The sequence below is a fragment of the Streptomyces sp. VTCC 41912 genome (genome assembly GCF_045799175.1).
Lineage (GTDB): Bacteria > Actinomycetota > Actinomycetes > Streptomycetales > Streptomycetaceae > Streptomyces > Streptomyces albulus_C.
On record NZ_JBJMAB010000008.1, the window covers coordinates 14,822 to 35,354 of the forward strand.

Genomic DNA, 20,533 nt, shown 5'->3' on the forward strand with positions numbered 1-20,533 from the left:
CCCCGCCGAGCACCAGGTTGTTACCGGCGGGGGCTGCTGACCGTGGCGAGGATCCGCACCATCAAGCCCGAAGCGTTCACCAGCGAGTCGCTCGCCGAAGTGAGCGTTCACGCCGAGCGGACCTTCTTCGGCCTCCTGACCCAAGCCGACGACCACGGGCGCTTCCGCGACAACCCGGCCATCGTCGCCGGACTGCTCTGGCCGCTGCGCGCCGAGCACACTCCAGTGCATGTCGAGGACGACCTGCAACAGCTGGCCGACGCGCGCCTCATCTGCCGGTACACCGGCTGCGACGGCCGCCGGTACCTCCACATCGTCACCTGGTTCCAGCACCAGAAGATCGACAAGCCCTCGCAGTCCCGCGTCCCAGCCTGCCCGGAACACCACGCCAGGGCGCGGTGCGGTGTCTGCCAAGGCGAGTGCACCTCGCTCCGCGAGGCTTCGCCGCCCTCCCCTCGAACCCTCGCCGACGATTCCTCGAAGGCTCCGCGACCCCTCGATCAGCCGTCGAAGGCCCCCGCGACACCTCCCGCGGGCCGGTCCGGGAGTAAGGCCGACCCGCAGACCACCGCGGAAGGCACAACGGAGGACCTCCTGCGTGCAACGAAGAAAAATGCAGGTCACAAGCCTGTCGCAGCGGATTCCCCGAAGGCTCCCCGAACCCTCCCCGAGGGCTCGGCGCCTGGATCTAGGATCTTGGATCCTGGATCTCCTCTCCCTACGGGGCGCACAGCACCCACACCCACACCCACGCCCTCTGCGCAGGACCTCGTTCGCGAGTACCTCGCGGCCTGCAACGAGCGTCCGCCGGGTGACGTGATCGGCCACCTCGGACGCATCGTCAAAAAACTCTTGGGCGAAGGCATCTCCCCGGACCACGTCCGCGGCGGCCTACAGCGCTTCGCCGCCAACCCCAAGCACCCCAGCGTGCTGACCAGCATGGTCAACGAGGCCATGAACGCCTCGCCCGCCGGTTTGGTGCGGCCGGATTCGCGGCCTAACCTGCCCGGCCACCGGGCCTGGGCCAACCCGGCCGACCCTGCCGCCGCCTACGCCGAGGAACTGTGATGCGTGACCACGACGCCCAGCCCGTCGGCGGCATCGCCCGCCGCCTGGCCCACATCCTCACCTCCCGCGGCATCGACCCCGCGGACACGGTCACCGACGCTGCCGAGCCAATCCCCGCCCTGCAGGCGGCGCAAGCTCGCATCCCGGCCCGCTACCAGGACGCCGTCGCCGACCACCCCGCCATCGCCTCCTGGGTCAGCGAGGTCGCCCAGGCAGGCCGCCCCGGGCCCGACGGCGCTCCGGGCATCGCCCAGGGCCGCTCGCTGCTGATCGTCGGCACCACCGGCACCGGCAAGACCCACCAGGCGTACGGCGCGGTCCGCTCCCTGCTGCTGGCCGGAGTCCGGCTGCGCTGGAAAGCGGTCACGGCCGCCGACCTCTACGCCGAACTGCGGCCCCGCGCCGGACACGACGGCGAGCGGGAGCTCAAGGACCTGGCCCGCTGCCCACTGCTGATCATCGACGACCTCGGCGCGGCCAAGAGCAGCGAGTGGACCGAGGAGATCACGACGCGGCTGATCAACCGCCGCTACAACGAGATGCTCCCCACCCTGGTGACCACCAACCTCGGCATGGCCGACCTGCGCGCACACATCGGTGACCGCGTCGCCTCCCGCCTGACCGAGATGAGCGACAAGGTCATCCTCGACGGCCCCGACCGTAGACGTGCCCTCGCAGCCCAACGCCGCAGCCCCGCCGCCACGGTTGAGACACCGCCTTTCACCGAACTGGCCGACCTGGCTGCCCCTACGGCCGGATCCTCAACTCGGCGCCGCAGCCGCTAGCGGCCTTTCGAGACCGCCGCCACCGGATCGCCTTCACGCACCAACCCCCAGGTCGCGCCTGCCCAAACGCACCTGGGGCGATCGGAGACACCCCCCCCATGAACAACACAGAGAAGCCCACTCCCCGCACCCTCGGCAACGTTTCCTGGCATGACCGCGCCGCCTGCCGCTTCACTGTCCACGACCAGGCCGACCCGGACCTGTTCTTCCCTGAACCGGACGAGATGGATCGCATCCGCGTGGCCAAGGCGCTGTGCGACCGGTGCCCCGTCCGCACCACCTGCCTCGACTCGGCCCTGGAAAACGGCGACCAAGACGGCATCCGCGGCGGCATGACCGAAGAGGAACGGCACTCCGTGCACCGCAAGTTCCAGCTCCGCCTCGACTACGGCCGCGTCAACGCCGTCCTGGCAGGCAGCGACATCCACCTCACCGCCGCCGAACGCCGGGCCGCCGCCCGCGCCGCCTACCAGGCCGGCACCTCGGCTGAAGAGCTCGCCCGCATGCTCAAGGTCACCAAAGAGCACGCCCAGAAGCTCTACCGGCGCACCCGCCGCCAGCTCCGCGACCGAGCGATCGACCAGCAGAAGAAGGCCAACACAGGCGAGCAGACACCGCAGGGTCGGACCGCGGCTCTGAAGAAACCGTCGGTGCACGCCCCTTCGCGCGACGACCTCGGGGAGGCTGCATGAAACACCTCGCGCCGACACCGGCCCGAATCACCGCCTGGGACCGCGCCGCCATCGTCACCCTCGGCGGCGCCGGGTGCGCCCTCTCCTACGATGCCCTCCAGCAGATGGCCGCCGCCATCCACATCCGCGGTCTGCTGACCTACCTCTTCCCCCTCGTCATCGACGGATTCATCGCCTACGGCGTCCGCGCCCTCCTGGTCCTGCGTACCGCACCGCTCGCCGCACGCTGCTACGTCTGGTCGCTGTTCGGCACCGCGACGGCCGCGAGCATCTGGGCCAACGCCCTGCACGCCGTACGCCTGAACCAGCAACAGGCCGAAGGCGCAACTCTCCGGCTCGGCGACATCACCGTCGGTATTCTGTCCACCATCGCTCCGCTGGCCCTGGCCGGAGCCGTCCACCTGTACATCCTCATCGCCCGCCGGGCCCGTGGGACCTCCGTCTCAGGACGTCCGGAGGCCAACGGTGTCCTAACTGACCGGAGCACCGCTGACTGCCTGGACACCAGGGTCCGGCAGGGCGAGCACCAATTGGCCCCGCTGCCGGAACCGCATGCCAGCCGTCCGGCGGTCACGGTCGGTCGGGACAGCCAGGTGACCGTGGCCAGGGATGACCTGACCGACCAGGAGGGCCTGACTGAGCCAGAGCCTGAGCACCGTGACCGAAAGGATGACCCGGCCGGACAGCCAGTCGCCAGCCCCGTCTCGGCCACCCCTCCGCGCATGGTCGCGCCTCCCTCCGAACAGCCGGAGACCTACCCGGTCACTGATCCGGGCGCCTCGGACAACGGGACTCCGGACGCCAATCCGGTGACCGACGATCTCCTACTGATCGCCCGCCAGGCGGTCACCGAGGCGGGGAAGGTCACCCGCCAGGTCGTCGCGGACGCCATCCGCGGACAGAACCTTCCCCTCGCCAATGACCGGCTGACCGGCCTGATGCAGCAACTCCGCACAGAGGCCAGCCGAGCCCCGCTCAGCAGGACGGGCTGACCGAACCGACCCGTCGACGGGTGACCCGACCCCGCTCGTACCGCCCGGTCACCCGCCCCCGCACACCCCACCAGCCAACCCTCCACACAGCGGAGGTACCACGATGCCCACCACACCGGCCACCCGTGCCGAGGTCGACGCCTGGATCACCGTGCTTCGCGACCACGGACACCTGCACAGCGCCGAACCCGGACCCGAAGGCGCCTGGACGGTGCAGCGAACCGCGATCAGCCAGCCCCGGACCTTCCATTACTCGGCCCTCGCCCTCGACTACGTCGCCGAGGGGGAGGTGCGTCGTAACGCCCCGGAGCTTCCCCGATGACTGCCGACGAGACCGCCAGCACACCACCTGACCTGGGAGATGACCACTGCCCGGCACGAAGCGGAGCAAGTTGTCGCATACGACGGTCCTACGGCCCGTCGCACGCACTTGCCCCCGCCCAGGAGGGCGGGGGAAGCCCGGCTGGTCCCCGAGCGAGGGCGCTCGGGGATCAGCCGGACCCCCGGCACCAGGGGGCGCCGGTCGCAGGGGGAGAAGCAGACTGCCACGACCGACGCGAGCAGCAGAGCCCGAGCATGCCCACCTTTCCCGACCGCAAGCCGCGTCGCCGCAGCCGCAACTTGAGCGAGCGCACCCGCAAGACGACGACCCGCCTCTCCGACACCGAGAAAGCAGAGATCGTCGCCGCCGCTGCGCAGCGCGGCGTCACCGTCGCCCGATTCCTCGCCGCCGCTGGCCTCGCCGCCGCCCGCGGCTCCACCACCTTGCATCTCAACGAACAACTCGACACCGCCATAGACGAGTTGGCAGCCCTGCGCACCGCCCTCTCCCGGATCGGCAACAACATCAACCAGATCGCCTACATCCACAACGCCGGAGGGCAGCCACGCCCCGGCGAACTCGACCACGCGCTCACGACCTTGACCCACACCCTGGCCCGCATCGACGACACGGCCGACACCCTGGTGAAGAAGCGACTCTGATGGTCCCCAAGATCCGACGCGGCTCACGAACCTACGGCCTGCTCGTCTACCTGTACGGCCCCGGCAAACGCGACGAACACGTCGACGCACACCTCGTCGGAAGTTGGGACGGCTTCGCCCCCGACCCCGGACGCGACCCCAGCCGCGACCCCAAGGCCACCCTCGCCCGCCTCGCCGCCGCGTTGGACCTGCGCGTCAAGCAGGCCGGCGAGGCGGCCCCGGCCCAGCACGTCTGGCACTGCTCGGTCCGCACCGACCCCGGCGACCGGCCCCTGACCGACGCCGAGTGGAACACCGTCGCCCGACGCCTGGTCCAAACAGTCAACCTCGCCCCCGACAGCGATCCGGACGGCTGCCGATGGGTCGCCGTGCGGCACGCGGACGACCACATCCACATCGTGGCCACCATGGTCCGCGGCGACCTACGCCGGCCCAGGATGAACTACGACTTCAAGAAGGCCCAGGCCGAATGCCGCCGCATCGAAAAGGAGTGGGGCCTGCGCCAGCTCAAGCCAGGCGATGGCACCGGAGCCAAGGCCCCCACCAGCGCCGAACGCTTCAAGGCCGAACGCACCGGCCGACCTGAGGCTCCACGGGAGACGCTCCGTGAAGCCGTCCGCCACGCCCTCACAGGGGCCGCCACCGAAGAGGAATTCTTCACCCGGCTGCGCGAGGCGGGCCTACGCGTAAAAATACGGAACGCCCCATCCGGCGATGCCATCGGCTACAACGTCGCCCTCCCCGGCGATCGCAACCGCGACCGCAAGCCGATCTGGTTTCCCGGCTCCAAGCTGGCCCCGGACCTCTCCCTGCCGAAGATCCGCCTTCGTCTGGCCAACAGCATCGCTGACCCGACGAAGCCGTCGACCCTGACCAGCGGCAACCCGGACTGGTCACCGCCCGCCCGCGCCCGCCGGAGCGCCACCGGTACCGCCGAGCGCGCCGCCATCCTGCTCGACAGCGACGACGACGAAGCCGCCGCTCAACTCGTAGGGGTCGGCGAACTCCTGGACGCGGTCGCACAGACCTCCCCGGCCGCCGCCCGCGCCGAGGTGAGTGCCGCCGCTCGCGCCTTCGAGCGTGCCACTCGCAGCCACGTGCGAGCAGAGCGCGCTGACACCCGGGCGATCCGCTCGGCGGCCCGGGGCATCATCCAAGCTGGCAGCGCCCTCGGCCGGGGCGAGGATGGCGGCACCACCGCAATGCTCGTCTCCACCCTGATCCTCGCTGCCTTGGCTGCCGCCCGCTGGCACTCCGCTCGTGGCCATGCCCAGCAGGCCCACGCTTCCCGACAGGCCGCCGCGCATCTGCGAGCCGCCTACCGCCAGGCCGCCGCCACGCCCATGCAGGCACTGCGCGATCAAGGGCGCGCTCTACCCCAAGCCGAACGCCGAACTCACGAGGCCACCATCCGTGTAGCCCTGTCGGCAGAGGGGCTGCGAGCAGACAGCACATCGACGAAGACCGACGCCCTGGCCGCCACCCTTGCCCAGGCTGAGGAGGCAGGCCACGACCCCAAGGCCCTTCTGCAGCAAGCGATCGACATGCGTGAACTCGACACCGCCGAAGACGTGAACGACGTCCTGGTCTGGCGACTGCGCCGTCTCGCCCATCTCCCTGCCCACCCAGGCGAAGCGACCCGCCGCCGGCAGGCCGGCACCAACCAGCCCAAGCCCCCGGCCAACCGCACCAACAACCGGACGGCGCCCACGGCCGCAGATCGCCCCGCCGCCTCCACCTCGCGTAACCGCCCACCCCGCCGCTGACCGGAGTCGGGCGGGTCAGTCAACGGCCCGCCCGACTCCGCGAAACCCGTGGACAACCGGTTCCACCGGCTGTTACGGATGGAAACAGAAGGACCTCGACCGGGAGATGACGCTCGTGCTCAGAACCACCGACCGCCCCGCAGAGCCGACACCCGTGCTGCCTGCCCTCCCCGTCGGCACCGATCCTCTACAGCAACTCCAATACGAGACGCAGCCGCCCAGCGGCCCCGGCGTGACGCGCTGTCTCAGTCACCCGCGCGAGCTGGCCCTCCGTGGGATCCCGGTGATGTGCACGGCCTGCCGTGCACGGCGCGACTGGCTGCTCATCAACCACGGCCGCAACGTCTGGATCGTCTGCCGATGCAGCAACCAGTGGCCCGAACCCGAAATCAGCCGGGCCGACTTCGACGCCCTGATTGCCACCCCGGACGGGACGACGTACCCCAGCGTCGAGCAGGGACTCGCCGCGCTCGGTTTCGACGGCGCCTTCGCCGGCACCTACCTGGACTAGATGATCTGTTCCAAGGGGTCCGTGATCGCAGGAGGTGAGTGAGGTGGCGGAGGTGGGAAACACGGTGGCGCCGACCCGCCGTTCCCCGCTGTCATCTGCGGCCTCGGCCCGGTACGCGTTGGTGGTGGCGCCAAGATGGACGGCAAGGGCGGCAGCGAGCGGCAGCACAGCTGACAGCAGGATCACCAGGGCGGGCCCGGTCTTGAGGCGGCCGGTCGGCACCAGGTGGCCGACCACGTTGGTAGTCAAGGCACGGTCGAGGCTCCGGCGCACCGGTCTCGTAGCGGTGGGCCTGGGCCGACCCTCGGCGTCTCACCCCGCTGTCAGATGCTCCAGCGCGAAGGCGACGGCGTCGGAGACGGCCTTGTCCGCGGCGGGGAGATGCCCGACGAGGAGATGCCACACATGCCCCGCCTCCGGGGCGACGTCCAGGCGCGTGGGCACGGAGTCCTCCGCCAGCTTGGCGGCGAGCCGGAGGGCGTCGCTGAGCATCACCTCGTGCCCCCCGATCTGGATCAGTACCGGAGGCAGACCGCGGGTGTCGGCGAAAACCGGCGAGGCCAACGGACTGTTCGCCGCAGCCTGCCCCAGGGCGATTCCCGCGGCGCGGCGCAGCCCCTCCCGGCCGACGGACGGGTCGACGCCGTCCAGGGAGAACATCGTGGCTCCGGTGTGTTCCAGGTTGGCCCAGGGCGAGAGGGCGATCGAGGCTGCCGGCATCGGAAGACCCTGGTCGCGGGCCGCGACCAGGGCGCTGACCGCCAGCGCGCCACCGGCCGAGTCACCGGCGAACACCACGTTCTCCGGCTCCACGCCCTGCTCCAGCAACCAGCGGTAGGCCGTCACCGCGTCCTCGACCGCGGCCGGAAAGGGCGCCTCGGGCGCCAGCCGGTAGTCCGGCACGAGTGCATGCGCGCGCAGGCGCCGGGCGAGGTGGCCGACCAGCCCGCGGTATCCCTGCGGGTCGCCCGCGAGGTACGCGCCACCGTGGAGGTAGACCATGTAGCGGCCGTCGACCGCACCTGTCGTGATCACGCGCTCGGCGGCGACGCCGTCGGCGTCCACCGCGTGGAACGCCACCCCGTCCGGCGCGGGAAAGCTGTCCTGGAAGAACTTCCGGTAAGCGAGCCGTGCGTCCTCAAGGGAGTCGGGCCCCTCCCCTGCAGCCGCGTCGATGACATCACCACTGCGGGTCGCCCACTCCTTGTAGAAATCGGAAACATGTATCGAGACCACAACGGTCCTCCTCGCGCACAGGCGAACAGCGGCTTCGTGCCGACTGCCGACGAACACCGCGAGTCTCGAACGCTCACATCAATGTGAAGGTCAAACGCTGACGCAGTAGGTTCGCTCACATGCGCATCGGAGAGCTGGCACACCGAACCGACACGCCCCGGCGCCTGCTGCGCTACTACTTCGAGGATCGACTCAACGCCAGGTAAATTCCAACGACTTACACAAAGTCACTGACACGTCCGGCGAGCGAGGTACCAAATGCCGAGGAGCGCCACCGACATGTCGGTGGCGCTCCTCGGTCGTGGAAGGGGGCAGCCGCGGTTGCTGTTCTTCGGCAGCCCACCCCGGAAGTCGCAGCCGGGGCACGCGTCCTCGCCTTGGATATGACCCTCGTACCAGCCGTGGACGGCCGCGTGCAGGATCGCCTCCTCCACCGTGGCTTCGCCGTTGCGGACCGATGCGATGGCGTTGCCGACAACCACCCCGAGCGCAGCGTTGTCGGGTGAGGGGAACGGCGTGGACGGCATCGGCGAATCGAACGTCATGGCCGCAGCCTCCGGGCGGGCACGAGCCCCAGTCAGCCAGACGGAGAGATCCCGGGCGAGGAGGAGCCGCGCAGGTCGCTCCGGAATCCTCGGCCGACCGGCTTCCAGCCCTGGAACGTGGCCGGCCTCCAACGGCGTCGGTCCGGCACGGTGGTGTCGTCAGGCGCAGGCCCCCTGCTCTTTCGGCTGCGGGCAGCGGGGACGCTGATGCCCTGGTGGGCGGCGACCTCCGGATACCCCCAGAACTGCTGGTCGTCGACCATCGAGTCCTCCTCGATCGCCGGTGATGAGCGTACGCAACGCGCGGCCGGGCCGGGGCGTATGGCAAGGCCGCCCTCACCTGTCCGGCGCGGGGCGGCCTTCTGCGGTTCTGTCAGATCTGGGCGAGGCGATTCGAGAGGTCGAGGGCGGCGGTCGCTACCGCGAGGGCGGTGGACAGGCCGAGCACCTCGTGGACGGTCGGGCGGACCAGGCGCGGCCAGTCGTCCGGGGCGGCAGGCCACGAGGCGAGATGCACCTCGGTGGTGGCCAGGCTCAGGTGAGCGGTGACGTCCCAGCCGGCGGGGGACGCTGGCTCCCAGCGAAGCTGAATGCGGCCAAGGGGGAGTCTCGGAGTTCCGGCGTTGAGCCAGGTGACGCCGAATGGGCCGTCGGGCAGGGCGGAGACGCGCTGCACGAGCGCGCCGCGCACACCGCTCGGCATGGGCCGTATGGCGAGGCCGTGTAGAGGAAGGACGTGCGAAGGGTGGGATCGCGACGAGATAGCAGCCTCCGGGGTGTGTTGCGGAACTAGGTCAGGCCCAGGCGAGGGCGTCGCTGACCGCTGCCGGGAGGTAGCCCTCCTGGCCGTCGTCGGCGATGAATGCACTGCCGTTCCGGACGACGACCTCCGCTCCCAAGTAGTGGGTGAAGGGGAAGTCAGGGTTGATGGCGAGGCGGATCGGCAGGTTGGGGTCAAGGTCCTGGAGTTGGCTGAGCAGGTGGCCGACGGTCAGGTAGTGGGGCACGGAAACCTCCGAGAGCGGTATGGGGTGGCAAGGCGTTTGGTGCTGTTCGGAACAGGCGGTGTGGAGGTGCGGTTAGCAGTGGGTGACGAGGGCGACGATGGATCCGGCAACGGCCTCGGCGGGAGTGTGGAGGCCGAACTCCTGGACCCACGGGGCGTCTCCGGCGGGCTGTACCCGGACTCGCCAGACGATGCCGCGCTTCCAGGCGGCGGTGTCCTCGGGGAGCCAGCCGACGTAGACGTGACCGTCCGGGCTCGTAGCGTGGACGTTGGCTTCTGGGGTGTCGACGATTGCCCAGCCGAGGGCGTTGAGGAGGTCGAGCACTGGGTCTGCGCAGTGGTCGGAGGAGAGCCAGCGACGGTCTTCCACGGCTGGGCGGACGACGGCGGGCAGGAGAGCGGCAGCGGCGTTCACGGTTGGACGAACCCTTCGTTGACCTGCAGTTTTCCCAACCCCCGTACGTTGGCATGAGGTGTGCCGAAGTACGTAGTCCTTTCCCGGCGGCGTCTGCCGTGGGCGAACTGGCAGGCGACAACAGAGAATCCGCAGCCCGGGAATGGCTTGGCGGGCGCGGTTGTCCTAACTGAGTTGCGGCAACGGGCCGCAGGGGACCGAAGGGGGAGCAGGGATGGCGGAGCCGAACAGACACTGGGACGGAGCCGGGCTGGAGTGCAAGATCCGCGCCGCCGGGCGGCCGTGGACGGTGGGCGACATCACGATGGTCGCCGACGGCCAGTGGGCTGTCGGAGCGCAGTCCGACGGACGGCAGGATGAGGGCGCGATGGTAGCGGATCGGATCGCGGATGGGCGTCGCGTCGAGTTGACGTTGGAGGAGCTGGCCCGCGCAGTGGGCTCCCATGCCGAGGATGCCCACTGCGACGACGACCCCACCTGACCGATCAGCGGTGCGGCCCCAGACCCGCCACCTGCGGGCCGACAGCGGCCGAAGGAGCAGGCTGATCGGGCGCCTGACCCAAGGTGCGTGGCGCGCGCCCGGAGCGGGCGACAGCGGCCTGCGCCAGCCGGACTGCTGGGACCCGGTCCGCGATCCCGGCGGCTTTACGCGCTTCGATCACGTGGCTGATGGCCTGCAAGGAAGTGCGCGTCTCCGCTTGGGCGACGCGAAGGTCCGCCGCTGAGCTGGTGATCCGTTCCAGGTCGTAGAGGGCCGGCACGTGGCCGGGCCGGGTAAGAGCGTGCAGACGGTCCCGGTGCACGGCTACGGCGTTGTCGGTGACGACCAGAGCCGAGCGGATGAGCATGGCTGAGCGCAGGAGCGGGTCGTCGCTGGGGCGGCGGGCCGCGAGGGATTCCAGAGCCTCGATAGGGCGGCCCCAGGCGTTCTCGATCAGGGCTGTGGCCTGGTCGAGCGCGGTGGCGTCGGGCATGGCGGAACTCCTGGCACTCGGAGATGGTGCTTCGGTCAGAGGGGATGCCCCGGAAGGCTCGGAGCCGAGGTCAGCGGCTACGGCGTGGGGTCGACGGGCTGGCCAGCGGCCGGGCCCCGAGAGCGGGTGCGGGATTGCTCGACCGCCTCTGTGCCGAAGGCGCTGCGCGGCTGCGGGCGGCCATGACCCGGAGGTCGGCGGCTGTCTGCGGGAAACGTGTGGCCCGTTGGACGGCCTGGGTGACGGCAGTGCGGCGCACGTCGAGTGGGGACGGAGCCCGAGGAACCTGGGGGACGGTCGGGCCGACAGGAGTGAGCGTGACCAGTTTCTCCACCTTGCGATCGAGCTGGTGCCGCTCCCGCATCACCGGGGCTGGATCGACCATGGCGGCCGCCGTCGAGGCGATCAAGTGGGACGGGGTGCGGGCTGTGAAGACCGCCTCCGCGCGGGTGCCCCAGCCCGGTGGACCGGCCCACAGCGTGACGGTTTCGTCGTCCCAGCCGGACAGGCGGTTGTCGATCAGGATGCCTGCTTGTCCGTCAGGGGCGATGATCTCGACGGTGCCGCGCTCGGCCCCGCCGTCGCGGGTCCAGCCGGCATCGGTCAGTGGTCGGACGGTGTCGGCCCAGTGCAACGACGGGTTCGCCAGAAAGCGCGCGTTGTCGTCGTAGGCGTCGGCTTCGGCGTAGTCGTGGGCCAGAGCGGTGGTGAGACCAGCGACGAGCTCGGCCGGGATGACATGGTTGAAGGTTGCCGTCCAGCGGGGTGCGGAGACGGCGTCCTCGGCTGCGGTGTTCTTCCACAGCTCGAAGTCGTCGCCGAACCAGCCGATGCGAATCCTCTGGTCGGGCGAGGTGACGAGGAGCTGGCAGGGGCCCTCGTCGAGGTAGTGGTGCGGCCAGTGAGCGACGGGGGCGAAGCCGGCGTCGCCGGTCCCGTTGGAGCCGGCCAGGTACCTGGGGCTGACCAGTACCTCTTGGTACTGCTGGGTGGTCATAGTCAAGGCTCCGAGCGCGTAGGAGGGGAACGCGCCCGCGTGCGCAGCGCAACAGGCTGCTCGGCGGCACGCGGGCGCCATGGCGATGGGGAGACGCGGCGGGCTCTCAGTGCCACCCCGATCACCGGCCCCGAGAGGGGGCCGACTGGGCGGTGACGGCTCCTTGCACCCGTGGTTGTGGCTGGGGTGCGTGGCTGAACAGGGCGCTCGGCGTGGCGGTGCTCCGGCGCAGGGCCACTGTGGTGCGGATGCTGTCCGAGGCCAGCGAGGTGCCGGTGTGAGTACGGGGTGCCGAGGCGACGGGGACCGGGGGCGCCGAGTGCTCCCGCTTGGCGACAGGATTACTCCAGCGCTCGACGGTTGCGTAGACCGGGCCCAGTGCCCGCCCGGCGTCGGTCAGGACATAGGGGTCGCCGTGGCGCGGCCCGGTACGGGCGACCAGGCCATCGGCCTGAAGCCGGTTGAGCCGTCGCTGGGCGACGCTGTTGTCCAGGCCGACCTCCTCGGTGATGCGGACGAACCGCATGGGGCCGCCCGCGTCGAGAACCTGGATCACGGCGGTCGAATGCCGCAGGTGCAGACGGCGCACAGCGTCCTCGACGCGTTCGGCACCGGCTACCTCGCCGGGCGACAGGGTGGTCTGGGGCCAGACCGAAAGGGCACGGTGCACCCGAGACAGCGATTCGCCGAACGCGCTGAGCTGGTACGGAGCCCCGTGGCGATCGTCGGCGCGGGTGACCAGCCCATCAGAGTGCATCTGGACCAGCCGCTTCCCAATCAACTGCGCACTGACAAAGGGGAGTTGGGCGGAAACCTCATGCACACGCATGGGGCGCCCCTGCTGCGCCAGGGTCTGCGCCGACCAGGTGGTCCATTTCGGTGCTATCAGGGAAAGCGCGTGCTCGACGCGTTGGGCATCGACCGAGCCGATGGAGGCGACGGAGGGCTGCGCGGTGGTGGGCATGGTGCGAACTCCGGTGGAGACAAGGGGGTGCGGGTATGTGGTGAGGTCGAGTGGTCAGCGGGAGGAACTCTCGGCTCGGAGGCTTTGGAGCACTGCGCCGAGGCGGCGGTTGCTGGCGCGGATGCCGCGGTCGCGCAGGCCCCGGCGTAGCGCCTCGCGGTTGAGGCGCTGTAGGCCGGCGGCGACCTCGCGGGCGATGGCCAACAGACCCTGATTGTCAGGAGCGCAAATCGCTCCATGGGCTGAGGGCCGCTGAGGAGAAGGGCTGTCCAGCAGGAGGCGGACATCCAGCAGGTCCCAGACCGCTTCCGCCTCGGTCTGCTCCTGGCGTTCGAGGTCGCCGACTTCGGTTGCGTACGGCATCACGAGGTCGTTGAGGGTGTGCTCGCCGGATCGGCACTGCTGCCAGGCCGCAACGAGGTTGCGGCGGGCAGATCGGGCGTTGGCGCCGGTCTGGGAGAGGCCGCCGAGCCGTCGCAGCAGGATCGGCAGGACAGGGTCGTCGGAGCGATCGGAGGCGTTACCCCGCCGTAGTTCCTCCAAGGGGCGGCCGTAACGGTGCTCGACAAGGCGGCGGGTGTAGATCGCGGTGGACATGAGGGAGGTCCTTTCTGCGGAAATCAGCGGGAACGGGAAGGCTGGGTGGCCACACTTGTTACGGGTGCGGCAGATGGAACGGCGGTGTCGCCTGAAATCACCGCAGAGTTGCTGCGGCTGAGGGCGGCGGATACGCGCGGCGTGGCCGTACGAGCGGCACGAAGGACCGTCTCGCCCTGAGGCGTAAGCGAGAGGAGCTGCCCCGGTCGGTACAGTCCCTCGCTGGTGTCCTGGTCCAAAAGCCCGTCGGCGACCAGCCGCTGGACGGTTTCGGGCCAGATCTCCGGGCTGGGGCGTTGGCCTCGCCCGTCGGAGAGGTAGATGAAGCCGTAGACCCCGCTCTGGTGGAATCGCAGTCCGCCGGCCTCGACGGCTTCAAGGGCCCTGAGCGGGCGATCATCCGAGATGGCCCAGTCATCGTCCCGGCCAGGACCCTGTTCCTGCTCCTTACCCAGGTCATGCACTGCCGCCTTCGAGGGGGCCCCGACTTCCTGTTCGGGCAGGAGACGACGGAAGGCGGAAATGGACCGAGTGAGCTGCTCATAGGCCGCACCCCGGCGGGCGACTAGCAGCTCGATCTGCGGCCCGGTGGTACGCAGGACGCCGTACCGACCGTGCATGCCCGCGGGATCGCCCTGGGCAACGGGCACAAGCAGGTTGATGGCGGACTGGGCGGAGCGGGCCAGTTCGCCGTGGAGTTCGTCGACATCACGGGCGGCCTCGGCGACCATCGTGCCGACCAGGCCGAGGGGTTCGCGCAGCGGGCGGTTGCCGCTCAGTTCCCAGGGGTCCGCAACACCGAACTCCTCGGCGATGAGGTGTGCGCCGGGTCGCTTGGCCGGGTCGTGGGGATTCATTCGGTCGCCTCCATCCGAGCGAGCAGCGAACGGACCAGAGTGGGCAGGCTGTCTGGACCGTTGCCGGTCCAGACACGATCGGTCGCCTTGCCGCGGACGTACGCGGCGTCTTCGAGGAGACCGTTGGAAATCTCCATGCAGGCATCGGTGATCTGGGAGGCTGCGAGCAGGGACTCGGAGAGCACCTCGACATAGTCGCCCGGTGCGAGACCGGCGGCCTCGGCCGCAGTACGGATCGCCGCCAACTCCAAGGCGCTGAAGGCAAAGTCAAACTCGGTGCCCTGCTTCACGCTTGCCGGCGCGGCGAAGGTCGGGTCCGGCGCTTCCGTGGGGATGCCCACACGCGTGCAGATCTGATCGACCGAGGTGGTCAGTTCGGCGACGGACGCGGTGAGCCATCCCAGCGCGGAGGCGTAGGAGGCCAGGGTGAACAGCCCTGCCGGCGTCGCGGGGAGCGGCTCGTTGGCCACGAAGTCTTCGAGGCTGCGGTTCAGTTCGCAGACCACTCGGGGTCCGGCTGAGAGTGCTCCAAGCGCGGGGCGCAGGTAGGAGCGGCTGGCGGCCGTCAGGTACTCGGCTGTGAGGAATCCCGGAGACGCTCTGCGCGGCATCGGTGAGGAGGGCCGCCAGTTGGGTACGGGCCAGAGGGGTGCGGTTGGTGGTCATCGCTGGGGAGCCTTTCGGGGAGTGGCGGTAGTGGGCTGTACTGTTGCTGGAGGAGCTGCTGGGGCGGTTGTCGGCTGGTCGACCGCATGGGGAGAGCGGGATCGAGCGGCCTGCACGCGCGCTTCGGCGGCAGGGGCCGTCTCGGCGTCCTGGCGGGGGCCGGTGCGGAGGTGTGCCGTGCGGTAGACCGCGTAGTCCTGACGGCTACCGGCGGCGACGAGGTAGATCTCGCGCTTGTGGTGCGAGGCGGCCGGGGCCGGGCGGAACTGGATGACCATCCGGTAGGCGACGGACGGGTCGACGTAGACCTTGTGGAAGCCCGCGAGGCGGCCCTTCAGCGGCAGACAGTCGTCGCTGCCATGGACCAGGTTCTGCAGCTCCAGAAGCGCCAAGTCGCGTATTTCATGCGGAAGCTCTCGCAGATCCGCGATGGCGTCGGGGTGTGCGGCGAAGGCGAAGCGGGCGCGGCTCACACCGACCTCCCAAGGCTCGACCGCTGGGGCATTCCCGTCGACGGCGCGCTGTGGTCACCGAGGCTGGTCTTCCGTATCCCGGAGGCGCCGGCCGACCGGGTGAGGGCGGTTCGGGCCCGGATGGCGGCGGCGTCGCCGAGGTGGGCCGGTGGCCGCGGCAGCGGGCTGCTGCGGTTGTCCAGCCAGTGCCTGGCGGTGGCCTCGTCGGCGAAGGCGCCCTCGCGCATCGTGTACGTGTGGGAGTCGAAGTCCCCCTCTTCGAGGAAGACGCGAATCGGCGCCTGAGCGGCGATGGAGTCGCGGGTCAACGTCCACGTCTCGCACGGGTCGAAGTCCGAGGTATAGCTGTCGAGAACCGCGTACCGGTTGCCCGACGTGCGGAGCCGCTGCTCGATCCGCGCGGTGAGATCGTCGGCAGGCTTCATGAAGCCGTCGTCGATCTGGGAGATCCGCTCGGGCGGACAACCACGCTCGATCAGCCAGTTCTGAGCCAAGGACACGGTCGGGTGATAGGCCGACTCGAACGTGAAAGTGTTCTGGCTGAGATTCCGAGCGACCTTGATCGCGCGGATCTGGGGTTCGCCGGGAGGGCCCCAGGTGACCGAGCGGTGGTGGGCGAGGACGAAGCTGTGAGAGCCGTTGGGAGCGGTGTGGTGCTCGGCTAGAACGGTGAGGTCATCGCCCCAGAACCGCTGCTCCGCATACTCGGAGGCCGCATCAGCGGGCTCGAAGTCATCCAGACAGAAGTCGAGTTCGTTGCTCATGCTGCCAGTGCCAACTGCTCGGGCGCGGGGGTGGTCAGCACGCGGTGATTGGGTCGGGTCGGGCTCGTCGTGCACGCGGCGAAGGGGCCGTCGGGAGCACGGAGATGAACTAGTGCCTGGTCCAGGTGATCGCGATGCCACGTCGAAGGACCAGACAAACCAGCCTCGGCATCGGTGAGTTGCTGCCACGCGAGCCAGAGAGCATGCAGCCGGGCGACAGCCTCAGGGTGTTCGCGCCACTGCGCGCACCACGGGCGAGTTGTACTGATCTCTCGGCCATACACCGGGAGGAAGAGGTAGTTCACCCAGTCGCTGAGCGCGGCCAGTTCGACGGCGTGCGCCTCACCGCCCAAGGCGAGGATGAACGCCGAGGTGGGGCCGTCTTCCTGTGCGGAGTCGGCCGCCTCCGTGGTTGGGACGTTGCCGGTCGTCTGGGGTGCGGCGGGCTCGGATCGCAGACGGTCGAGGATGACGCCGTGCTGCCTGACCTCGGCCATCGTCTTGGCGAGGGTGCTGGCGAGGTCGTCGAGGTCCTCGTCGGGGACGCGGAACGGTTCAGGGACGGGGGCGGTCTTGCTGGTGTCGGACATGGGGGCGTGCTCCATCTGTGGGACGGCGACATGGGGAAGAGGATCCGGAGAAACTGCGATTTGGCCCGGCCGGAAAAATCCGGTAGCGAGGCGCTGCGCCGCCATGCAGCAAGGCGACGCGACAAGGGCCCGCCATAACTCCTCTGCCTGGAGGACCTGTTGCGGAATTTGGAGAGCCTGCGCGACGGTGGCAGCAGAGGGGTCAGCCGTGGCTGCGTGAGGGCGGTCGAACGGCGCCCGGGCTGGGCACAGAGCCGGGCCGAACCGAGGGCGGCGAGAGTGGGCGCGGCCTGCTGCGGGTGAGGGCGGCTTGCACCTGCGCAGGGGGAGGCCCGTTCGGCGAAGGAACCCGGGCCTTCGGCGGCGGAGCGGGATGGCCGTTCGCGGTCTGCCAGCGGGTACGCACTTCGTCGAGTGGACCGAGCGCGTGCAGGGCGTGATTGATGAGCCGCCCGGGTGCCAGGGCTTCGTCCTCCGCCAAGGCCCGGATGGTGCGCGCAGAGGTTGCCGCGGTGCGGGTGACCGAGGAGCGCATCACCGACTCGCCGAGCCATTCGGCGCTGCCTGGACCCACGCCGTCGCAGATGGCGGCGAGCTGGTCGCCGGACAGTGTGTCGTCGGCCAGCAGACCACGGCGCTGGGCCTCCCAGAGCAGGGTGATGCGATCAATGGGCTCGCCCCGGTGGTGCAGCGCGCCGAGGCAGCGGTAGAGCTGTCCGTGGGCTGGGTCGGCGAAGTCGCCCGGCCGCAGCCAGCCGACTACCTCGCCCATGGCCTTCGGCTGCTCAACGAGGACGGAGAGAAGGAACCGCTCGTCCTCGGCGACCCGATCGGCCCGAACCGGCGGCGGCGTGACCGGGGCGGTGGCCGGCGAAGCAGCAGGCTCGATCGGGCGCGGTTCGGTTCCCCACCGCTGTGCGAGGTCGCTGAGCACTCCGGTCAGTACGTCCGCGTGGTGCAGGGCTCCCTCGACTCCGCCCTGCAGTGCGTCGGCGCGAGCCGCTTGATGAAGGCGGATCGCGTGTTCCGTAATGCTGCGATGGATCGCGCCCTCCAGCACCATGCGGCCGTACACGGGCGCGTGCGCGGGACGCGGGCAGACAGAGACCAGAGTGTGGGCGTACGTCGTGGTCAGTCCCCGTACGTGGAGGCTGGCTTCAGCGACCGCGTCGGTCACCCATGACAATGGCACGGACTTCTCGGCTGCCGACGCCGGGTGGCCGTCGTCTCGGAGCTTGCGCAGCGCGGCGAACATCGCCTGGTGGACCGGCCGGTAGAAGTGATCCGGCGTGAGCCAGTCAAGATGCGAGAGCTGGCCCGGGTCGAGCAGTACGGAGCCGAGTACCGCCTGCTCAGCGCCCAGCAGCGGGTTCATCGCTGACCCCCTGCCTTGGAAGCGGGTGGTTCGCTGCGGCGGTCACGGAGGTCGGCGACCGTCTCGTCGGCAGCGGCCATCGCCTGGGCGAATTCGCCCAGCAGGCTGGTGAACGTGGGGTCCGTGACGACTATCGAGCCGGGCCCACTGACCAACCGCCACTGACCGTCGTGCAGAACGACCGGCGAGTGTCCGAGCCGACCGGGACGCGGCGTGGCCGCGCTCATGCCGACAGCCCGAAGTCGTCGCGGCCGTGGGCCTTCGCATTGGCCCGTTCGGTGATGGCCTTCGTCGCACGGGCGGAAGCCGGTCCGAGCACCTTGGCGGAGGGCCCCTTGTACCAGGGCCGGAGGTCGAGCATGGCAACCCGGATGCCGGTGGCCAGGAGCAGTGCCTTGCCCTTGGGCAGGGCACGGATCGCGTCGGGCGGCAGGATCCGCTCGGTGCGCATGCTCACCGAGGTGGACTTACCGTCGTCGTTGGTCGACACCGAGGTGGTCTGGACGTCGTGGTCACCGATCTGCCTGCTGAGGCGGTCGGCGAAGTCGGAGTCGTCGATGCCACTACCGACGATCTTGACGGTGGCGGCGGACCAGAGGGCATCCATTCCCGCATCGCCCCAGCACCGCTGGCCCTGCCGGTAGGACTGCAGGATCGTCATCGGGATGACGCCGCGGCTGCCCAAGTGGCTGTACAGGTCCGGGAGATCGCTGATCTTGCACACATTCGCGGCCTCGTCGAGGACGCACAGGGCGGGCGGGTCGAGTCGTCCGCCGGAGCGCTCGGCGACGACCACGGCCGCCCGCATCACGGCGTCGGCAGCCGCGGCGATGACCGCGCTCGCGCTGCCTCCGCCGTCCTTGCTGAGGAGGTACAAGGTGTCGTGGGACGTGGCGAAGGCGAAGGGCTTGAACTCGCACAGGTCCTTGCTGGGCGTGACCCAGGCCGCGACGTCGGGGTCGAGCAGGCAGCTCGCGTACTGCCTTGCCGTTTCGAAAATGCCGTCGCGGGTCTCGGTCGCGCCGGAGACGGTGCCCTGGAGCTGGGCGGCGACCGCGTGGTGGCCGACATCGGTGAGCAGGTCGACCGGGGTCCGGTCGGCGGGGGAGGCGAGCCAGGCAAGGACATCGGTGATCGGACGTCGGTGACTGGCGGCAGCTAGGAACAGAGCCCCGAGCGTGTTACTTGCCGCGGTGGACCAGAAGTCGGACCCGTTCGAGTCGTCCACGCTCGCGGCGACGAAGTGTCCGGCCAAACGTTTCGCCCCGGCCAGGTCGCGGGCATCGGCCAGGATGTCCCACCACATCTCGCGCGGGTGGTGGGCGATCTGCTGGGGGTCGAGAGTCCAGATCGTGCCGACCTCCGAGCGTGCGTCCACCGTCGCGGTGAAGGCATCGTTCGCGGCCTTGTTGCTGGTGAGCAGGACGGGGCCGGGCGCCGCGAGAATCGCGGGGATCGCGAGTCCGGAGGTCTTGCCGCTTCGCGGAGCCATGATCGCGACGATCACGTGCTCCCAGGACGCACGGACGTTGGCCCGCCCCGGGGAGAGGGCACCGAGCAGGATGCCGCGGTCGGCAGGGGCGACCTCTTTTACACTCCCGGCCGCTCAAGGACGGCCGCAGGCTCCTGGCCTTGGTGGTGATCTCCTTGTCCAGCAGCGGTGCGAGGTCGGCCTTCCGGGCGAGGCCGTTCTGCGGGCCGCCACGCAGCCGCATCCACAGCACCAGGCCGAGGACGGCGAGGCAAACCGACAGCAGACCGGGGATGATTCGCGCACCGACCAGCAGCGCGATGGGGCTCAGGTGCGGCCACAGCATATCGGGGTGAAGCAGCGCGTCGACGGTCCGGAACGAAGTCCAAGGCCCGCTGCCGAAGAAGGAGTTGATGAGATTGCCGCTCAGCCAGGCCAGCGAACCGAAGGCGAGCGCGATGCCGAGTATGCCGAAGAGGAGGTAGAGGAGCACGTCCGACCCGGTGGTGGTCGAGGGCGCGCTGGTACGCGGTGCGGGCATGGTGGGTCCTGGAAGCGAGTGCAGGCAAGTGATGAGGGCGGGGCGTGTGGCGCTCTTCTGCTGGTCATCGGGGCAGCTCCTGTTCGGGAGAGGGGTTGGCAGGGTTATCGGGAGCGGGGGGCCCGGTGCGGCGGAGTGCGCGGCGACGTCTCTGCGGGACTGGTCCGGGGCGTCGTGCGCCGGGCGGCGGCATGCGGCGAAGAGGTACGGGCAGCGCGCTGGCGGTTCGATTCAGGATTGCCATTGGAGGCTGTCCGGGCTGGG

At 69.9% G+C, this 20,533-nt stretch carries 25 protein-coding genes and 1 pseudogene; 9 read left to right on the forward strand and 17 right to left on the reverse strand.

Features of this window, described 5'->3' with window-relative positions; genetic code table 11:
- The first annotated feature begins 42 nt into the window (after nt 1–42).
- The 8 genes from ACJ6WD_RS14115 to ACJ6WD_RS14150 all read left to right on the forward strand — a co-directional run bounded on the left by ACJ6WD_RS14115 (nt 43) and on the right by ACJ6WD_RS14150 (nt 6,798).
- Complete coding sequence (locus ACJ6WD_RS14115; RefSeq protein WP_376554932.1) at nt 43–1,068, forward strand: hypothetical protein; 1,026 nt, start codon at nt 43–45, stop codon at nt 1,066–1,068.
- On the forward strand, nt 1,068–1,853 hold the full coding sequence (locus ACJ6WD_RS14120; RefSeq protein ID WP_376554929.1) for an ATP-binding protein: 786 nt from the start codon (nt 1,068–1,070) through the stop codon (nt 1,851–1,853). The genes ACJ6WD_RS14115 and ACJ6WD_RS14120 overlap by 1 nt, the downstream gene beginning before the upstream one ends.
- A 98-nt stretch (nt 1,854–1,951) precedes the next feature.
- Nucleotides 1,952–2,545 (forward strand): WhiB family transcriptional regulator, encoded by a 594-nt coding sequence (locus ACJ6WD_RS14125; RefSeq protein ID WP_407615880.1) that lies wholly within the window; start codon nt 1,952–1,954, stop codon nt 2,543–2,545.
- On the forward strand, nt 2,542–3,537 hold the full coding sequence (locus ACJ6WD_RS14130; RefSeq protein ID WP_376554924.1) for a DUF2637 domain-containing protein: 996 nt from the start codon (nt 2,542–2,544) through the stop codon (nt 3,535–3,537). The genes ACJ6WD_RS14125 and ACJ6WD_RS14130 overlap by 4 nt, the downstream gene beginning before the upstream one ends.
- Nucleotides 3,538–3,640: 103 nt before the next feature.
- Nucleotides 3,641–3,859 (forward strand): hypothetical protein, encoded by a 219-nt coding sequence (locus tag ACJ6WD_RS14135; protein WP_376554922.1) that lies wholly within the window; start codon nt 3,641–3,643, stop codon nt 3,857–3,859.
- A 254-nt stretch (nt 3,860–4,113) separates the two neighbouring features.
- Nucleotides 4,114–4,521 (forward strand): plasmid mobilization protein, encoded by a 408-nt coding sequence (locus ACJ6WD_RS14140; RefSeq protein WP_376554919.1) that lies wholly within the window; start codon nt 4,114–4,116, stop codon nt 4,519–4,521.
- Entirely contained in the window at nt 4,521–6,287 is a 1,767-nt protein-coding gene (locus ACJ6WD_RS14145) for a relaxase/mobilization nuclease domain-containing protein (protein ID WP_407615881.1), read from the forward strand. Before ACJ6WD_RS14140 ends, ACJ6WD_RS14145 begins: the two co-directional genes overlap by 1 nt.
- Before the next feature lie 106 nt (nt 6,288–6,393).
- Complete coding sequence (locus ACJ6WD_RS14150) at nt 6,394–6,798, forward strand: hypothetical protein (RefSeq protein ID WP_376554913.1); 405 nt, start codon at nt 6,394–6,396, stop codon at nt 6,796–6,798.
- 312 nt (nt 6,799–7,110) lie between these two features.
- Here the strand turns inward: ACJ6WD_RS14150 and ACJ6WD_RS14155 are convergent, their stop codons facing one another.
- The 5 genes from ACJ6WD_RS14155 to ACJ6WD_RS14175 all read right to left on the reverse strand — a co-directional run bounded on the left by ACJ6WD_RS14155 (nt 7,111) and on the right by ACJ6WD_RS14175 (nt 10,000).
- Entirely contained in the window at nt 7,111–8,034 is a 924-nt protein-coding gene (locus ACJ6WD_RS14155; protein WP_376554910.1) for an alpha/beta hydrolase, read from the reverse strand.
- A gap of 227 nt (nt 8,035–8,261) precedes the next feature.
- Nucleotides 8,262–8,579: a hypothetical protein gene (locus tag ACJ6WD_RS14160; protein ID WP_407615882.1), complete on the reverse strand. Its 318-nt coding sequence runs from the start codon at nt 8,577–8,579 to the stop codon at nt 8,262–8,264.
- Between the two features lie 373 nt (nt 8,580–8,952).
- A complete protein-coding gene (locus ACJ6WD_RS14165; RefSeq protein WP_376558449.1) occupies nt 8,953–9,282 on the reverse strand; it encodes an esterase in 330 nt (109 codons plus the stop codon).
- Between the two features lie 91 nt (nt 9,283–9,373).
- Nucleotides 9,374–9,586, reverse strand: coding sequence for a hypothetical protein (locus tag ACJ6WD_RS14170; RefSeq protein ID WP_376558447.1), 213 nt, complete (start codon nt 9,584–9,586; stop codon nt 9,374–9,376).
- Between the two features lie 72 nt (nt 9,587–9,658).
- On the reverse strand, nt 9,659–10,000 hold the full coding sequence (locus ACJ6WD_RS14175; RefSeq protein ID WP_407615883.1) for a DUF317 domain-containing protein: 342 nt from the start codon (nt 9,998–10,000) through the stop codon (nt 9,659–9,661).
- A 214-nt stretch (nt 10,001–10,214) separates the two neighbouring features.
- Between ACJ6WD_RS14175 and ACJ6WD_RS14180 the strand changes: the two genes are divergently transcribed.
- Entirely contained in the window at nt 10,215–10,481 is a 267-nt protein-coding gene (locus tag ACJ6WD_RS14180; protein ID WP_376558443.1) for a hypothetical protein, read from the forward strand.
- Nucleotides 10,482–10,485: 4 nt separating this feature from the next.
- Here the strand turns inward: ACJ6WD_RS14180 and ACJ6WD_RS14185 are convergent, their stop codons facing one another.
- The 12 genes and pseudogenes from ACJ6WD_RS14185 to ACJ6WD_RS14240 form a co-directional block, all read right to left on the reverse strand.
- Complete coding sequence (locus ACJ6WD_RS14185; RefSeq protein ID WP_376558441.1) at nt 10,486–10,974, reverse strand: hypothetical protein; 489 nt, start codon at nt 10,972–10,974, stop codon at nt 10,486–10,488.
- Nucleotides 10,975–11,044: 70 nt separating this feature from the next.
- Entirely contained in the window at nt 11,045–11,971 is a 927-nt protein-coding gene (locus tag ACJ6WD_RS14190) for a DUF317 domain-containing protein (protein ID WP_407615884.1), read from the reverse strand.
- A 121-nt stretch (nt 11,972–12,092) separates the two neighbouring features.
- Entirely contained in the window at nt 12,093–12,935 is an 843-nt protein-coding gene (locus ACJ6WD_RS14195) for a winged helix-turn-helix transcriptional regulator (protein ID WP_376558437.1), read from the reverse strand.
- Nucleotides 12,936–12,989: 54 nt separating this feature from the next.
- Entirely contained in the window at nt 12,990–13,532 is a 543-nt protein-coding gene (locus ACJ6WD_RS14200; RefSeq protein WP_376558435.1) for a hypothetical protein, read from the reverse strand.
- A 23-nt stretch (nt 13,533–13,555) separates the two neighbouring features.
- A complete protein-coding gene (locus ACJ6WD_RS14205) occupies nt 13,556–14,389 on the reverse strand; it encodes a large ATP-binding protein (protein ID WP_376558433.1) in 834 nt (277 codons plus the stop codon).
- Complete coding sequence (locus ACJ6WD_RS14210) at nt 14,386–14,895, reverse strand: hypothetical protein (protein WP_376558431.1); 510 nt, start codon at nt 14,893–14,895, stop codon at nt 14,386–14,388. The genes ACJ6WD_RS14205 and ACJ6WD_RS14210 overlap by 4 nt, the downstream gene beginning before the upstream one ends.
- Nucleotides 14,896–15,051: 156 nt before the next feature.
- Nucleotides 15,052–15,528, reverse strand: a complete 477-nt coding sequence (locus tag ACJ6WD_RS14215) for a hypothetical protein (RefSeq protein ID WP_376558429.1) — start codon at nt 15,526–15,528, stop codon at nt 15,052–15,054.
- Nucleotides 15,525–16,292, reverse strand: coding sequence for a glycosyl hydrolase (locus ACJ6WD_RS14220; RefSeq protein ID WP_376558427.1), 768 nt, complete (start codon nt 16,290–16,292; stop codon nt 15,525–15,527). The genes ACJ6WD_RS14215 and ACJ6WD_RS14220 overlap by 4 nt, the downstream gene beginning before the upstream one ends.
- Nucleotides 16,289–16,882, reverse strand: a complete 594-nt coding sequence (locus ACJ6WD_RS14225) for a DUF4913 domain-containing protein (protein WP_376558425.1) — start codon at nt 16,880–16,882, stop codon at nt 16,289–16,291. Before ACJ6WD_RS14225 ends, ACJ6WD_RS14220 begins: the two co-directional genes overlap by 4 nt.
- A gap of 202 nt (nt 16,883–17,084) precedes the next feature.
- Nucleotides 17,085–18,257, reverse strand: coding sequence for a DnaB-like helicase N-terminal domain-containing protein (locus tag ACJ6WD_RS14230; RefSeq protein ID WP_376558423.1), 1,173 nt, complete (start codon nt 18,255–18,257; stop codon nt 17,085–17,087).
- Entirely contained in the window at nt 18,254–18,484 is a 231-nt protein-coding gene (locus tag ACJ6WD_RS14235) for a hypothetical protein (RefSeq protein WP_376558421.1), read from the reverse strand. Before ACJ6WD_RS14235 ends, ACJ6WD_RS14230 begins: the two co-directional genes overlap by 4 nt.
- Nucleotides 18,481–20,269, reverse strand: a pseudogene (locus tag ACJ6WD_RS14240) (type IV secretory system conjugative DNA transfer family protein). Before ACJ6WD_RS14240 ends, ACJ6WD_RS14235 begins: the two are co-directional and overlap by 4 nt.
- Nucleotides 20,270–20,533 lie beyond the last annotated feature (264 nt).

What these genes read in the sequence shown, in the direction of transcription:
- ACJ6WD_RS14160 (WP_407615882.1), bottom strand. Translation starts at nt 8,579, where the DNA reads ATGACGTTCGATTCGCCGATGCCGTCCACGCCGTTCCCCTCACCCGAC.
- ACJ6WD_RS14220 (WP_376558427.1), bottom strand. Translation starts at nt 16,292, where the DNA reads ATGAGCAACGAACTCGACTTCTGTCTGGATGACTTCGAGCCCGCTGAT.
- ACJ6WD_RS14235 (WP_376558421.1), bottom strand. Translation starts at nt 18,484, where the DNA reads ATGAGCGCGGCCACGCCGCGTCCCGGTCGGCTCGGACACTCGCCGGTC.
- ACJ6WD_RS14195 (WP_376558437.1), bottom strand. Translation starts at nt 12,935, where the DNA reads ATGCCCACCACCGCGCAGCCCTCCGTCGCCTCCATCGGCTCGGTCGAT.
- ACJ6WD_RS14140 (WP_376554919.1), top strand. Translation starts at nt 4,114, where the DNA reads ATGCCCACCTTTCCCGACCGCAAGCCGCGTCGCCGCAGCCGCAACTTG.
- ACJ6WD_RS14150 (WP_376554913.1), top strand. Translation starts at nt 6,394, where the DNA reads ATGACGCTCGTGCTCAGAACCACCGACCGCCCCGCAGAGCCGACACCC.
- ACJ6WD_RS14125 (WP_407615880.1), top strand. Translation starts at nt 1,952, where the DNA reads ATGAACAACACAGAGAAGCCCACTCCCCGCACCCTCGGCAACGTTTCC.
- ACJ6WD_RS14225 (WP_376558425.1), bottom strand. Translation starts at nt 16,882, where the DNA reads ATGTCCGACACCAGCAAGACCGCCCCCGTCCCTGAACCGTTCCGCGTC.
- ACJ6WD_RS14185 (WP_376558441.1), bottom strand. Translation starts at nt 10,974, where the DNA reads ATGCCCGACGCCACCGCGCTCGACCAGGCCACAGCCCTGATCGAGAAC.
- ACJ6WD_RS14145 (WP_407615881.1), top strand. Translation starts at nt 4,521, where the DNA reads ATGGTCCCCAAGATCCGACGCGGCTCACGAACCTACGGCCTGCTCGTC.
- ACJ6WD_RS14205 (WP_376558433.1), bottom strand. Translation starts at nt 14,389, where the DNA reads ATGAATCCCCACGACCCGGCCAAGCGACCCGGCGCACACCTCATCGCC.
- ACJ6WD_RS14120 (WP_376554929.1), top strand. Translation starts at nt 1,068, where the DNA reads ATGCGTGACCACGACGCCCAGCCCGTCGGCGGCATCGCCCGCCGCCTG.
- ACJ6WD_RS14180 (WP_376558443.1), top strand. Translation starts at nt 10,215, where the DNA reads ATGGCGGAGCCGAACAGACACTGGGACGGAGCCGGGCTGGAGTGCAAG.
- ACJ6WD_RS14200 (WP_376558435.1), bottom strand. Translation starts at nt 13,532, where the DNA reads ATGTCCACCGCGATCTACACCCGCCGCCTTGTCGAGCACCGTTACGGC.
- ACJ6WD_RS14230 (WP_376558423.1), bottom strand. Translation starts at nt 18,257, where the DNA reads ATGAACCCGCTGCTGGGCGCTGAGCAGGCGGTACTCGGCTCCGTACTG.
- ACJ6WD_RS14135 (WP_376554922.1), top strand. Translation starts at nt 3,641, where the DNA reads ATGCCCACCACACCGGCCACCCGTGCCGAGGTCGACGCCTGGATCACC.
- ACJ6WD_RS14165 (WP_376558449.1), bottom strand. Translation starts at nt 9,282, where the DNA reads ATGCCGAGCGGTGTGCGCGGCGCGCTCGTGCAGCGCGTCTCCGCCCTG.
- ACJ6WD_RS14130 (WP_376554924.1), top strand. Translation starts at nt 2,542, where the DNA reads ATGAAACACCTCGCGCCGACACCGGCCCGAATCACCGCCTGGGACCGC.
- ACJ6WD_RS14190 (WP_407615884.1), bottom strand. Translation starts at nt 11,971, where the DNA reads ATGACCACCCAGCAGTACCAAGAGGTACTGGTCAGCCCCAGGTACCTG.